The 13,036-nt window shown below is 72.2% G+C and carries 10 protein-coding genes, 1 tRNA gene and 1 pseudogene; 3 read left to right on the forward strand and 9 right to left on the reverse strand.

Features of this window, described 5'->3' with window-relative positions; translation table 11 throughout:
- Window positions 1–44 precede the first annotated feature (44 nt).
- Entirely contained in the window at window positions 45–737 is a 693-nt protein-coding gene (locus IFT77_RS04055) for an MSMEG_4193 family putative phosphomutase (RefSeq protein ID WP_192042035.1), read from the reverse strand.
- Window positions 738–1,032: 295 nt separating this feature from the next.
- Window positions 1,033–1,105 (reverse strand) — tRNA-Lys (locus IFT77_RS04060).
- A 97-nt stretch (window positions 1,106–1,202) separates the two neighbouring features.
- On the opposite strand from IFT77_RS04060, the gene bcp reads away from it, so the two are divergent.
- Complete coding sequence (gene bcp / locus IFT77_RS04065; protein ID WP_192042036.1) at window positions 1,203–1,673, forward strand: thioredoxin-dependent thiol peroxidase; 471 nt, start codon at window positions 1,203–1,205, stop codon at window positions 1,671–1,673.
- Between the two features lie 39 nt (window positions 1,674–1,712).
- Here the strand turns inward: bcp and IFT77_RS04070 are convergent, their stop codons facing one another.
- Window positions 1,713–2,171 carry a hypothetical protein gene (locus IFT77_RS04070; RefSeq protein WP_371740919.1) on the reverse strand — a complete coding sequence of 153 codons (459 nt, stop codon included), beginning with the start codon at window positions 2,169–2,171 and terminating at the stop codon, window positions 1,713–1,715.
- 182 nt (window positions 2,172–2,353) lie between these two features.
- Here IFT77_RS04070 and IFT77_RS04075 point away from each other — a divergent pair, with 182 nt between their 5' ends.
- Window positions 2,354–2,602, forward strand: coding sequence for a WhiB family transcriptional regulator (locus IFT77_RS04075; RefSeq protein ID WP_055796236.1), 249 nt, complete (start codon window positions 2,354–2,356; stop codon window positions 2,600–2,602).
- Window positions 2,603–2,689: 87 nt separating this feature from the next.
- Here IFT77_RS04075 and IFT77_RS04080 read toward each other — a convergent pair whose 3' ends face one another.
- Window positions 2,690–4,183 (reverse strand): sensor histidine kinase, encoded by a 1,494-nt coding sequence (locus IFT77_RS04080; RefSeq protein WP_123546497.1) that lies wholly within the window; start codon window positions 4,181–4,183, stop codon window positions 2,690–2,692.
- Window positions 4,184–4,337: 154 nt separating this feature from the next.
- Here IFT77_RS04080 and IFT77_RS04085 point away from each other — a divergent pair, with 154 nt between their 5' ends.
- Complete coding sequence (locus IFT77_RS04085; RefSeq protein ID WP_192169266.1) at window positions 4,338–4,841, forward strand: Rv3235 family protein; 504 nt, start codon at window positions 4,338–4,340, stop codon at window positions 4,839–4,841.
- Window positions 4,842–5,133: 292 nt separating this feature from the next.
- Here IFT77_RS04085 and secA read toward each other — a convergent pair.
- The 5 genes and pseudogenes from secA to mtrB all read right to left on the reverse strand — a co-directional run.
- Window positions 5,134–7,786, reverse strand: a pseudogene (secA, locus tag IFT77_RS04090) (preprotein translocase subunit SecA); the annotation flags it as partial.
- Window positions 7,787–7,956: 170 nt separating this feature from the next.
- Entirely contained in the window at window positions 7,957–8,658 is a 702-nt protein-coding gene (hpf, locus tag IFT77_RS04095) for a ribosome hibernation-promoting factor, HPF/YfiA family (RefSeq protein WP_123546500.1), read from the reverse strand.
- Between the two features lie 152 nt (window positions 8,659–8,810).
- Entirely contained in the window at window positions 8,811–9,479 is a 669-nt protein-coding gene (locus IFT77_RS17390) for a phosphoribosyltransferase family protein (RefSeq protein WP_192169268.1), read from the reverse strand.
- Between the two features lie 109 nt (window positions 9,480–9,588).
- On the reverse strand, window positions 9,589–11,271 hold the full coding sequence (locus tag IFT77_RS04105; protein ID WP_192169269.1) for an LpqB family beta-propeller domain-containing protein: 1,683 nt from the start codon (window positions 11,269–11,271) through the stop codon (window positions 9,589–9,591).
- Window positions 11,258–13,030 carry an MtrAB system histidine kinase MtrB gene (mtrB, locus tag IFT77_RS04110; RefSeq protein WP_192169270.1) on the reverse strand — a complete coding sequence of 591 codons (1,773 nt, stop codon included), beginning with the start codon at window positions 13,028–13,030 and terminating at the stop codon, window positions 11,258–11,260. The genes IFT77_RS04105 and mtrB overlap by 14 nt, the downstream gene beginning before the upstream one ends.
- Between the last annotated feature and the right edge of the window lie 6 nt (window positions 13,031–13,036).

Genomic DNA, 13,036 nt, shown 5'->3' on the forward strand with positions numbered 1-13,036 from the left:
GGGGCCATCCTACGAGCGGTGCGGACGGGTGTCCGGGCCGGCTCTCAGACGGTGCCCGCGCCTCCCCCGACCGCGGCGTCGGCGCTCGGCGCCGAGCCCCGCAGCCAGCTGAGGTCGCCTCCGTCGGTGTTGGTGGCGAGGACGTCGGTGCGGTGCGCGCCGTACCGCAGGATCGACACGGAGGCTGGTCCGACCGAGATGCGCTGGAACAGGTCGAGGTGCACGCCGAGCGCGTCGGCGAGGACGGACTTGACGACGTCGCCGTGGCTGACCGCGAGCCAGACGGCTCCCGGCCCGTGCTCCTGCTCGACCGCGGCGTCGTGGGCGCGGATCGCGCTGACGGCGCGGTGCTGCATGCCCGACATCGTCTCGCCGCCCGGGAAGGTCACGGCCGAGGGCTGACGCTGGACCGTCTGCCAGAGGTCCTCGCCCGCGAGCTCCGAGAGGGGCCGGCCCTGCCAGTCCCCGTAGTCGCACTCGGTGATCGCGTCGTCGACCAGCACGTCGAAGGCGGCGTCGGCGGACTGCTGCGCCACGATGGCCTCGGTCGTCTCCCGGCACCGCTCGAGCGGTGAGGTCACGACCCGGGCGAAGGGCACCACGGCCAGCCGTGCTCCGGTCGCCGCCGCTTGCTGCCGTCCGACGTCGTCGAGCAGCACCCCGGGAGTCCGCCCCGCGAGCACCCCCGTCGCGTTCGCCGTCGTCCGCCCGTGCCGCACCACCACAACAGTCGCCATCCGGCCACCCTAGGCCCGCCCCGCCCTTCCCCTCCCCGGCCGCCGAAGGGGGCCAGCGAAGCGCCGCCCGACCCATCTCTCGCCGAAGGGGCCAGCGAAGCGCCGCCCCACTCACCTGTCGCCGAAGGGGGGCCAGCGAAGCGCCGCCCCGATCCCCGATGCACCGGCACCTGGCGGCACGAGTCTCGGCACCGCCCGGCCCGAGCCGCACGTCGCCGGAGGCGACGAAAGGCGTCGAAAAAATCCCCCGCGAAGAAGCGGAGCTTCGAACACGGGGGACCCATTTTTTTGTCGGTGCACCCCCTCGGACTTGAACCGAGAACCCACTGATTAAGAGTCAGTTGCTCTGCCAATTGAGCTAGAGGTGCGTGCTGCGCGGCGTGGCGCAACGAGGAATGACTCTAGCATGAGAATCGACCCCCTGAGAACCACCGGTGCCCCTGCGCGCCGCGAGATCGGAGCACCATGTCCACGAAGCTCGAGAAGGGCGCCGCGGCGCCCCCGTTCACCCTCGACGACGAGTCGGGCGCGCCCGTCTCGCTGTCGGACTTCGCGGGCCGCAAGGTGATCGTGTACTTCTACCCGGCGGCGTCGACGCCGGGCTGCACGACGCAGGCGTGCGACTTCCGCGACAACATCAACTCGTTGGCGGGCTCGGGCTACCAGGTGCTGGGCGTGTCGAAGGACGCCCCGGAGGCGCTCCGCCGGTTCAAGGACGAGCAGGGCCTGAACTTCCCCCTGCTGTCCGACCCGGAGCTGACGGTGCACCAGGAGTACGGGGCCTGGGGCGAGAAGAACAACTACGGCCGCGTCGTCACCGGCACGATCCGGTCGACCTTCGTGCTCGACGAGCAGGGCGTGGTGCAGCTCCCGTTGTACAACGTGAAGGCGACGGGCCACGTGGCGTCGCTGCGGAAGAAGCTCGGCCTCGACTGAGCCCTCCCGATGACGCCCCGCTCCGCCCTGCCGCGCCGTTCAGTAGGTGCGAGGCGGGGCGTCGTCGCGTGCAGAGGTCACGGCGACGACGCTGGGGACGAGCAGCAGCACCACGACGAGCACGGCGGGCACGATGAGCCAGAGCCCCACGGAGGGGTTGGCGAAGGTGCCCTGCAGGCTGCCGACGCCGACGGCGATCTGCAGCACCTGCCACACGATCGCGGCTCCCCTGATCCAGCCTCGGCCCCGGAGCGCGCCGACGACGATGGCGCCGAGCCAGACCGTGGCGAGGAGGGTGAGCAGCAGGATCGCCGCGGCGGCCGCGTAGGAGTCCGGCTGCACCGTGAGGATCTCGATCAGCAGGTACGCCGTCGCCACGGCGAGCAGCGTGGCCTCGGCGACGAGCAGGAGGACGAGCAGCCAGAAGAGGGCGGGTCGCGACGGTGTCGCAGAACGACCTGTCCTCTCGGGAGGGGTGTCCCCGGACTGCTCGGTCACGCTCGATCCCTCCTGAGAATCCTTGATCTGGCGGTTCCAGTATGCGACCATATTCGAGGTCGAAGTGACGCGTACGTCGTGGTGCGCGCCTCCCAATGAATCGAAGTCTCTCGGCTTTCTTCCCCCCACCGGAACCCGGCGCTTCGACGTGCCCGGTCCAGCACCCAAAGGAGTACCCATCGATGGATTGGCGTGACAAAGCCGCCTGCCTGACCGCTGACCCGGAGCTGTTCTTCCCGGTCGGCAACACGGGCCCCGCTGTGGACCAGATCGACAAGGCCAAGACCGTCTGCGGTCGCTGCACGGTCACCGAGACCTGCCTGCAGTACGCCCTGGAGACCAGTCAGGACTCCGGCGTCTGGGGCGGGCTCAGCGAGGACGAGCGCCGAGCGCTGAAGCGCCGCGCCGCCCGCGCCCGCCGCGCCAGCTAGGCGACGGCAGGACGACCACGAGGCCGGCTCCCCCACGGGGAGCCGGCCTCGTCGCGTCCGGCCCTGCGAGCCGTATGGCCTCGGCCGTCAGGACCGGGTCAGCCACCGGAACGGGATCTCGATGGTGACCTCGGTGCCGTTCCCGACAAGCGTGTGCCAGTCGATGGTGCCGCCGAGCTCGCCCTGGATGAGCGTCCGCACGATCTGCGTGCCCAGACCGGAGCCGACCTTGCCCTCGGGCAGGCCCACGCCGTCGTCGCGCACCTTCACCGTCAGCTGTTCGTCGTCGCGCTCGGCCGAGATCTCGACGACCCCGTCGCGACCGTCGAGGCCGTGCTCGACGGCGTTGGTGACGAGCTCGGTGAGCGCCAGGGCCAACGGGGTCGCGTACTCGCTCGGGAGGGCGCCGAAGCTGCCCGTCCTGGTGGGGCGCACGGTGGTGGCGTGGCTCGACGCCACCTCGGTGATCAGCATGAGGACCCGGTCGAAGACCGTGTCGAAGTCGACGTTCTGGCTGAGGCCCTCGGACAGCGTGTCGTGGACCACGGCGATCGACGCCACGCGGCGCATCGCCTGGGTCAGGGCCTCGCGGGCAACGTCCGTGTGCGTCCGTCGGGCCTGGATCCGCAGCAGCGACGCGACGGTCTGCAGGTTGTTCTTGACGCGGTGGTGGATCTCGCGGATCGTCGCGTCCTTGGTGATGAGCTCGCGCTCCTGGTGGCGCAGCTCGGTGACGTCGCGGCAGAGCACGACGGCGCCCACACGCTCGCCCTTGTCGCGCAGCGGGATGGCACGCAACGAGACCGTCACGCCTCGCGCCTCGATGTCCGTGCGCCACGGCGCCCGCCCCGTGACGACGAGCGGGAGCGACTCGTCGATGACGAGCTTGCCCTGCAGCAGCCCGGTCGTCACCTCGGCCAGCGACTCGCCCTCGAGCTCGCCGGCGAAGCCCATCCGGTTGAACGCCGACAGGCCGTTCGGGCTCGCGAAGGTGACCATGCCGTCGACGTCGAGGCGGAGCAGGCCGTCGGAGGCGCGGGGGGCGCCCCGTCGAGGGCCGGTCGGAGCGCCGAGATCGGGGAAGTCCCCCGCGGCGATCATCGCGAACAGGTCGTTGCTGCACTGGTTGAACGTGAGCTCCTGACGGCTCGGCGTGCGCGCCTCGCTCAGGTTCGTGTGTCGCGTGATCACCGCGATGGGCGCCTCCGTCACGTCGGGACGGCTCGCGCCGAGCCGGCGGAGGACGGGCACGGCCCGGACGCGGGTGGGGGTCTCCTCGTACCAGTCGGGTGCCGCCGAGTCGACGATGCGCGTCGTCTCGAAGGCCTGCTGGATCTGGGAGCGCCACTCGGGGCGCACCTCCTGGCCGACGAAGTCGCGGTAGAAGAGCGTGGCCGAGCTCGAGGGCCGCGCGTGGGCGACGGCCACGTAGCTGTCGGTGTCCGTGGGGACCCACAGCACCATGTCGGCGAAGGCGAGGTCGGCGAGGAGCTGCCAGTCGCCGACCAGGAGGTGCAGCCACTCGACGTCGGCCTCGCTGGAGCGGCCCTGGGCGAGAACGAGATCACTGAGCGTCGACACCCGTCCAGTCTAGGTCGACCTCCGTCGACCGTCGGCCGTGGGCCGCGCACCCGTCGCGCACCCACGACTTGTCCACAGCGACGGCAGGTCGGGACAGACCCGTCTGCACATGTCATATGTTGAACGCCACACCACCGACGAAAGTCCGAGCCCCATGACTCTCCCTCTCGCCCTCCTGTCGTCCGAGCCCGACGAGCCACGCGGGCTGGACGAGCCCGAACGACGGACGGACGGGCCTCACCGTCCTGCCGAGCTGTTCCTCGTCGAGCCGCTCCCCCCGGAGCCGCTCCCCCCTGAGCAGACAGCTCCGCCTGAGCCGGAGCTCGACCCGGGCCTCGCCGCCGAGGGCCTCGCGCGGTCGGTGCTCGAGGTGCTCGCCGGCGCTCGTGACCTCCAGCAGCTGACCCGGTGGGTCACGGCCGAGGTCCACGCCGTGCTGCGCGCTCGGGTCCAGCTGTCGACCCGGGCGCGCTCCGTGATCGCCGACCGACCCGTCCGGCCCGTCCTCCGGATCGGCACGGTGAAGGTCGCCCGTCCCGTGCCGGGCGTCGCCGAGACGGTCGTGGTCGTGCACGGTCGGGGTCGCGCGCGGGCCGTCGCGATCCGGCTCGAGATCGTCGGCGGGCGCTGGCAGGCGAGCGCGCTGCACATCCTCTGACGAGCAGAGCCTCCGACCGGCACCACGGCACCCCGCCGACGGCGACGGGGCCGCCCACCGGAGGTGAGCGGCCCCGTCGGGGCCGCGCGGGCAGCGTCCTGCCGGCGGCGTCAGCCGTTCTTCTTGCCGGCTGCGCGACGCTCCGCGCGGTTGACCGGCGAGCCGGCCGCCCCGCCGCCCTGCGTCTGGCCGAAGGCCCCACGGGCAGCCGGCTTGGACGTGGTGGTCGCCTGCGCAGCCGCGACCTCGGGATCGTCGCCGCGCTCGGCGTCGTCCTGGGCTTTCTGCGCCTTGGCCGTCGCGGCCTGCTCGAGGCGCCCGCGCTGGTCGCGGACCTCGACCTCGCCCGCGATGTTCGGGGCGGAGTACTCGAGCTTCGGCTGCTGCTTCTCGCCGTCGAGGCCCTTGGCGGCGATGACGGGGGTCTCCGCGACGCCGACCTGGGACTGGACCTCGACCTCGAGGTTGAACAGGAACCCGACCGACTCCTCGCGGATCTGGCCCATCATGCTCTGGAAGAGCGCGTAGCCCTCGCGCTGGTACTCGACCAGCGGGTCGCGCTGGGCCATGGCCCGCAGGCCGATGCCGTCCTTGAGGTAGTCCATCTCGTACAGGTGGTCGCGCCAGCGCCGGTCGATGACCGACAGCACGACGCGGCGCTCGAGCTCGCGCATCGCGGGCTCGCCCAGGGTCTCCTCGCGGGCACCGTAGGCGACCTTGGCGTCGGAGAGGATCTCCTGGCCGAGGAAGTCGCGCGTCGCCTTGCCCTTGGAGCCTGCCTCGGTGATGACCTCGTCGATGGTGATCGAGATGGGCCACAGGGTCCGCAGCTCGGTCCAGAGGGCGTCGAGGTCCCAGTCGTCGGGGCTGCCCTCCCCCGTGTGCTGGTCGATGACCTCGTTGACGACGTCCTCGAGGAACCGCTGCGAGCGGTCCTGCAGGTCGTCGCCCTCGAGGATGTGTCGACGGTCGCCGTAGATGGCCTCGCGCTGACGGTTCAGGACGTCGTCGTACTTGAGGACGTTCTTGCGGATCTCGGCGTTGCGCGACTCGACCTGCGACTGGGCCGAGCGGATGGCACGACCGACGATCTTGTTCTCGATCGCGAGGTCGTCCGGCACGTTGCCGCGACCCATGAGCGACTCGGCGGCGCCCGAGTTGAACAGGCGCATCAGGTCGTCCGTGAGGGACAGGTAGAACCGGCTCTCGCCCGGGTCGCCCTGTCGGCCGCTGCGTCCGCGCAGCTGGTTGTCGATGCGACGCGACTCGTGGCGCTCCGTGCCGAGCACGTAGAGACCACCGGCCTCGATCACCTTCTCGGCCTCGGTGGCGACCTCGGCCTTCTTGGCCGCGAAGACGTCGTCCCAGGCGGCCTCGTACTCGTCCGGCGTGTCGGAGGGGCTGAGGCCCTTCGTGTTCATCTCCGCGACGGCGAGGAACTCGGCGTTGCCGCCCAGCATGATGTCGGTGCCTCGACCGGCCATGTTCGTCGCGACCGTGACCGAGCCGAAGCGACCGGCCTGGGCGACGATCGCCGCCTCCCTGGCGTGGTTCTTGGCGTTCAGCACCTCGTGCTTGACGCCGCGCTTCGCGAGGAGGCGGGACAGGTACTCGCTCTTCTCGACGCTCGTGGTGCCGACCAGCACGGGCTGGCCCTTCTCGTGGCGCTCGACGATGTCCTCGGCGACCTGCTCGAACTTGGCGGTCTCGTTCTTGTAGACGAGGTCGGTCTGGTCGATGCGCTGCATCGACTTGTTCGTGGGGATGGGGACGACGCCGAGCTTGTAGGTGCTCATGAACTCGGCGGCCTCGGTCTCGGCCGTTCCCGTCATGCCCGACAGCTTCTTGTAGAGGCGGAAGTAGTTCTGCAGGGTGACGGTCGCGAGCGTCTGGTTCTCCGCCTTGACCTCCACCCCCTCCTTGGCCTCGATGGCCTGGTGGATGCCCTCGTTGTAGCGGCGGCCGCTGAGGATGCGGCCGGTGTGCTCGTCGACGATGAGCACCTCGCCGTTGATCACGACGTAGTCCTTGTCGCGCTTGAAGAGCGCGCTCGCCTTGATGGAGTTGTTGAGGAACGAGATGAGGGGGGTGTTGGCCGACTCGTAGAGGTTGTCGATGCCGAGGTAGTCCTCGACCTTCTCGATGCCGGGCTCGAGCACGCCGACGGTGCGCTTCTTCTCGTCGACCTCGTAGTCGGTGCCGGCGACGAGGCGCTTCGAGATCGTCGCGAACTCGGCGAACCAGCGGTTGGCCTCGCCCGAGGCGGGACCCGAGATGATGAGGGGCGTCCTCGCCTCGTCGATGAGGATCGAGTCGACCTCGTCGACCACGGCGAAGAAGTGGCCGCGCTGGACCATGTCCTGCGACTGCCACGCCATGTTGTCGCGCAGGTAGTCGAAGCCGAACTCGTTGTTCGTGCCGTAGGTGATGTCGGCCGCGTACTGCTCGCGGCGCTCGGCCGGCGTCTGTCCGGCGAGGATGCAGCCGGTCGTCATGCCGAGGGCACGGAAGACACGGCCCATCAGCTCGGACTGGTAGCTCGCGAGGAAGTCGTTGACGGTGATGACGTGGACGCCGCGCGAGGCGATCGCGTTGAGGTAGGCGGCGGTCGTGGCGACCAGCGTCTTGCCCTCACCGGTCTTCATCTCGGCGATGTTGCCGAGGTGGAGCGCCGCGCCGCCCATCAGCTGGACGTCGAAGTGGCGCATGCCGAGGGTCCGCTTCGCGGCCTCCCGGACGGCGGCGAAGGCCTCGGGCAGGAGGTCGTCGAGCGACTCGCCGCCCGCGTAGCGCTCGCGCAGCTCGACGGTCTCGTTCTTGAGCTCGTCGTCCGTGAGCGTCGTGAAGTCGTCCTCGAGCTCGTTGACGGCCGAGGCGTACGCCTTGAGCCTGCGGAGTGTGCGCCCTTCACCGACGCGGAGGACCTTCTCTAGGACGTTGGCCAACGGATGCTCCCTGGTTCTGGACGTGTCCGCCCCCTCGCGGGACGGTCACGGAATGGTGACAAGACTAGCGGCCACCGCCCTGGGAGGAGGAGGGAGGACCGGCGTGGTCCTCCCGTCCTCCCCCGAGGCGTGGCCGCCTGGGTCGACGCCGCGGTGGGGCGTCGGCCGCGTCAGCCTGCGAAGCCCGCCTTCAGGGCCGTCGCCGCCTCCTGCAGCTCAGGAGCGCTCTGGTCGAGGCCGATGACGCCGTAGTCCCACCCCTTGCGGCGGTAGACGACGCTCGGGCGATCGGTCTCGGAGTCGATGAAGAGGTAGAAGTCGTGGCCCACGAGCTCCATGTAGTACAGGGCGTCGTCGACGGTCATCGGCGTCGACGCGAAGACCTTCTTGCGGATGACGACGGGCGTGTAGACCTCGTCCTCCTCCTCGGCCACCTCGCCCTGCACGGTCGGGACGCTGCCCGTGCGGACCGCGTCGAGGGTCTCGGCGGCGGCCGGGACCACCCCGAGGGTGCTGAAGTCGGCGCTCGAGGCCTCCTGCAGCGACGTGGGCCTGTGCTGGCCCCGGTGCACCTTCTTGCGGTCCTTCGCCCGGCGTATCCGCTCGAGCAGCCGCGCGACCGCGAGGTCGAAGGCGACGTACTTGTCGCCTCCCGTCGACTCGGCCCGCACGAGGGGGCCCGGGCCGATGAGGGTGAGCTCGACGCGGTCGTCGCCGGCCTGGCCGCTCGCCTTCTCGTTGTGGCGCGAGACCTTGATCTCGAGCGCCAGCGCCTTGGTGGCGAGCTGCGCCACCTTGTCGGCCTTGTCAGTGGCGTAGTCGCGGAAACGATCGGTGATGCCGACGTTTCGACCCGTGACGGAAATTTCCATGACGACCTCCTATGGCTATCGACGTGCCGCCTGTCAGCCAGGCGGATGTCCTTTCACGCCTTTGCCCCACCGTAGCCAGGTCGACGCCTCCCTGTCACCTCCCGTCCACCCGCGCGTCGCCCTGCGGCGGCCGTGAGCCCGGCCTGGAGGCGTCACGACGCGGCGTGCGCGGCGAGCGGCGTCGACGCCAGGCAGACCGCGGCGACCACCTCGGCGCCCGCGTCCTCGAGGGCCCTCCGCGCCTCATGCACGGTGCTCCCCGTCGTGAGGACGTCGTCGAGGACGACCACCCGGCGGCCCGTCAGGTCGACCCGGCAGCGCAGGCTGCCCCGACGGGCCCGGGCGCGCTGTTCGCGGTCGAGGCGCTTCTGGGACGACGAGCGGCCGGGGCGGACGACGAGGACGCCCGGGGACGCGGAGACCCCCGCGGCCCGGGCGAGGGTCGTCACCGGGTCCCATCCCCGTCGCCGCCGCCCCGACGGGGACGGGGGCACGGCGACCAGCGCCGTCGGCGGGGCACCCGGGGGCAGGGCGACGTCCACCGCGGCGCGCAGGGCCGGGCCGAGGTCCGCCGCGAGCCTCAGCCGACCCCGTTGCTTGTACGCCAGGACCGCCTCGCGGACCTCGAACTCGTACCGGAGCGCCGTGACGACGCGGAGGCCGGCGTGCACCGCCTCGACGGGCCGGGGACGCAGGAGGCGGCGGCAGCTGCCGCAGACCTCGACGTCGGGTGCGCCGCAGCCGGCGCAGCTGACGGGCGACACGGCGGCCAGGGCGCCCCGGAGGGCCGCAGCGAGGGCAGGACGGAGGACGAGCGGCACCTGTCCAGCCTGGCGGCGTCGCCAGGCCGTCCCGTGCCGGACGGGCCACGGTCGTGGACGGCGTCACGCCGACCCCGCCCGGGGAGGGACGACGCCCCCGGCCGACCGCTCAGCGCTGGGTCGCGAGCAGGTCCGCCACGACGCCCGTGTCCTGCCAGCTGCTCCCCCGGGGCTCGAGCACCGAGCCCTCCGCCGTCAGCACGCGCAGGCTGGACGACCCGTTCCCGCCGACGATGGTCGTGGCGCTCCCCGAGGGCTGCCCCGACCCCGCCGACGCCCCGCCCACCTCGGCGAGCGAGACGAGCGAGCCCTCTCCCGTGTCGGTCAGGGAGGCGACCGTCAGCTGGTCGGCCCACGTCGCGTCGACGGGGCGGCCCGTCGGCGCCGCCAGCTCGACCGGGGGGCCGAGCGCCGTCGGCACGCCGCGGGAGTCACGCAGCAGGGCGACGACGAGGAGGCGGGACTCGCCCTGGTCGTCGAGCAGCACGAGGGCCCTGGCGCCGTCCCGCGACACCCGGAACGCCACGACGGCCGACCCGGCGGGCAGCGTGGACGTGACGGCGTGGGGCACCCCGTCCGCGCCGGTGGCCGTGACGGCCCGGGCGTCGTCGACCGGCACCGACCAGACCCAGCCGGCGTCGTCGAGGGTCGGCGGGGCGAGCCCTGCGCGTCCGTCGACGAGCAGGCTCGAGCCGTCCGCTCCTACGCGCAGGGCACCGCGGTCCGTCCCGACGACGACGACGGACAGGTCCGCCGACGCCTCGGCCGAGGTCGGCGCCAGGGCGCCGACGACGGGGCCGAGCCCGGGCAGGGGGCTGACCGACGACCGGGAGGCGAACCCGAGCACCCCGTCGGCGACCACCAGGGGCCGCGCGTCGACCGTGGGGTCGCGCAGGGGCGCCGCCCCGCCCAGGTCGGGCACGTCGAGGACCGTCGACTCGACGCTGAGGTCGACCGCGGTGATCGTCGAGAGCGTCGAGAAGCTCGCCAGCAGCTGGGCCTGCATGCGCGCGCGGGCAGTGTCGGAGGCCGAGAGGGCGTCGCTCGTGAGGTCGACCCTGGCGGTGCCGTCGTCGACGGTGATCGCGGTCAGCGAGAGCTGCGTGCCCTCGGGGAACGCGGAGACCACCGCGCCCTGCAGCCAGGTCGACGGCCCGTCGAGGAGCGCCGAGGCGATGCGCGTGCTCGTCGACGACCGGGCGAGGAACCACCGCTGGTCGGGCACGAGGTACCGGAACGAGGGGTCGTAGAAGTAGACCGCGTGCGCCCGGAAGATCGACTGGAACGTGGCGGGGTTCAGCACCGTGCCGTCCGGGGCGTCGCTGATCCGCCACTGGCCGTCCTCCTGCACGAACGAGTAGCCGAGGCTGGTGGGCACGGAGGTGGTGGCGGGGACGTAGTGGCCGCCGCCGTCGAGGGTGGCCGTCGCCGTGAACGCGTACTCGAGCTCGTCCTCCCCGACGCGCGTCGTGGCGCCGCCGCCCGGCCGGACGGTGACGCTCGCGCGCGCGTCCCAGGCGTCGGCGAAGCCGGCCGAGAGGTACTCGCGCGCGACCGCGTAGTTGTCCTGCGGGCCCGTGCCCGCCGAGATGAAGTCCCGGAGGATGCGCTCCTGCGAGCTGTCGGCCACCGGGCCCTTCGGCGTGTACACGACGTCGCTCGGCACGTCGGCGGTGATGGGGTCGCCCTCCTGCACCGGGCCGCTGTCGGGGATGGAGGCGCAGCCCGTGAGCACCGTCGCCACGAGGACGACGCCGGCCACGAGGGCGCGCAGGCGGTCACGGCCTCGCACGGCGCACCTCCACGTGGCCGTCCGGGGCCGGCCGGGTCGCCGTCGCCTCGGGGAGCGCGCCCGCCCAGGGCTCCGAGTCGTGGCCGGCCAGGTCGTCCGCGTCGCGCGGCACCACGGCCAGGGGCGAGGAGGTGGTGGCCGCGCCCGCCACGCGCGGCAGCGTCACGACGAACCGGCTGCCCTCGCCCAGCCTCGACCACACCTCGAGGCGCCCGCCGTGCAGGACGGCGTCCTCGAGGCTGATGGCGAGCCCGAGGCCGGTGCCGCCGATCGTCCGGCGACGGGACGGGTCGGCCCGCCAGAACCGGTCGAACACCCGCTCGACGTCGCCCTGGCGCATCCCGACCCCGTGGTCGCGCACGGCGACGGCGACGGACTCGGCGTCGCTGTCGACCTCGACCTCGATCGGCCTGCCCTCGCCGTGCTCGATCGCGTTGCCGAGCAGGTTGCGCAGGATGCGGCGCAGCCGTCGCGGATCGACCTCGGCCTCGAGGTACCCGCCCCGCGCGTCGATGCTGACCACGCTGCCGGCCTCGGCGGCGAGCGGCTCGAACTCGGCCACGCCGTCCTCGACGAGCGTGGCGACGGTGGTGCTCTCGACGTCGAGCTCGACGGCGCCCGCGTCGAAGCGCGAGATCTCGAGCAGGTCGGCCAACAGCAGCTCGAAGCGGTCGACCTGCGCGTGCAGCAGCTCGGCCGTGCGCGCCGTGGACGGGGTGAACGAGCCGCGCTGGTCGTAGAGCACGTCGCCGGCGAGGCGGATCGTCGTGAGCGGGGTGCGCAGCTCGTGCGACACGTCGCTGACGAACCGCTGCTGCACCCGCGACAGCTCGGCCAGCTGCGAGATCTGCCGCTGCATCCCGTCGGCCATGCCGTTGAACGAGCGCCCCAGGGTGGCGACGACGTCCTGGCCCTTCTCGGGGATGCGCTGGTCGAGGTCGCCCGCCGCGATGGCCTGGCTCGTCTCGGCCGCGACGCGGACGGGGCGGACGACCGTCCGGGCGACGACGTAGGTGATGACGCCGATCAGGACGACGAGCGCGAGCGAGCCGAGCGCGAGGGTGCGCTGCATCAGCGCCAGCGTCGTCGCGGCGTCGCTGAGGTCGTAGACGAGGTAGAGCTCGTACTGGCCGGCCGTCGGGACCTGGAGGGTGCTGCCGACGACGATGCCGGGCACGGACCCTCCGTCGGCCCGGGGCAGGGCCACTGGCTGCATCGAGAGCGCGCCGGTGTCGGAGGCCACGCGCTCACGGAGCTCCGGCGTCAGCTCGGCCCCGGGGAAGTCGGGGCTCGCGATGTCCTGCACGGTCTGCGCGGTCGACTGCCCCGGCGTCCTCAGGATCGCGATGCTCGTGCCGCCCGGGCTCGACGTCGAGCCGAGGATGGTGCTCTGGGCCTCGTTCTGCAGGGAGTCGAGCTCGACCTGGTCAGCGTCCTCCGTGGCCGTCGCCGAGTCGAAGATCGACTGGGCGAGGATCGTCGCGCGCTGGGACTCGGACTGGACCTGGTCCCGGCGCTGGTCGTACAGGTTCGCGCTGATGCTGACCGAGATGGACGTGGCGATGATCGACGCGCCGACCCCGGCGAGCACGACGGTGAGGGCGACCGTGCGGAACTCGAGCGACCGGCGCCACGCCGTGAGCAGGTGGGGGCCGACGTCCCGCCAGGCGCCCCGGCGTCGCCACCAGGCACCGGGGCCGAGCGCACCGACGACGGCGCCCCGCCAGCCCGCGCCCGTGCCCGCGCCCTGCCCGGCCACGACGGG

Source organism: Frigoribacterium sp. CFBP 13729, assembly GCF_014841875.1.
Classification (GTDB): domain Bacteria; phylum Actinomycetota; class Actinomycetes; order Actinomycetales; family Microbacteriaceae; genus Frigoribacterium.

Coding starts and splice junctions, on each gene's coding strand:
- IFT77_RS04075 (WP_055796236.1), top strand. CDS start 2,354: ATGGATTGGCGTGACAAAGCCGCCTGCCTGACCGCTGACCCGGAGCTG.
- hpf (WP_123546500.1), bottom strand. CDS start 8,658: ATGGAAATTTCCGTCACGGGTCGAAACGTCGGCATCACCGATCGTTTC.
- IFT77_RS04085 (WP_192169266.1), top strand. CDS start 4,338: ATGACTCTCCCTCTCGCCCTCCTGTCGTCCGAGCCCGACGAGCCACGC.
- bcp (WP_192042036.1), top strand. CDS start 1,203: ATGTCCACGAAGCTCGAGAAGGGCGCCGCGGCGCCCCCGTTCACCCTC.
- IFT77_RS04055 (WP_192042035.1), bottom strand. CDS start 737: ATGGCGACTGTTGTGGTGGTGCGGCACGGGCGGACGACGGCGAACGCG.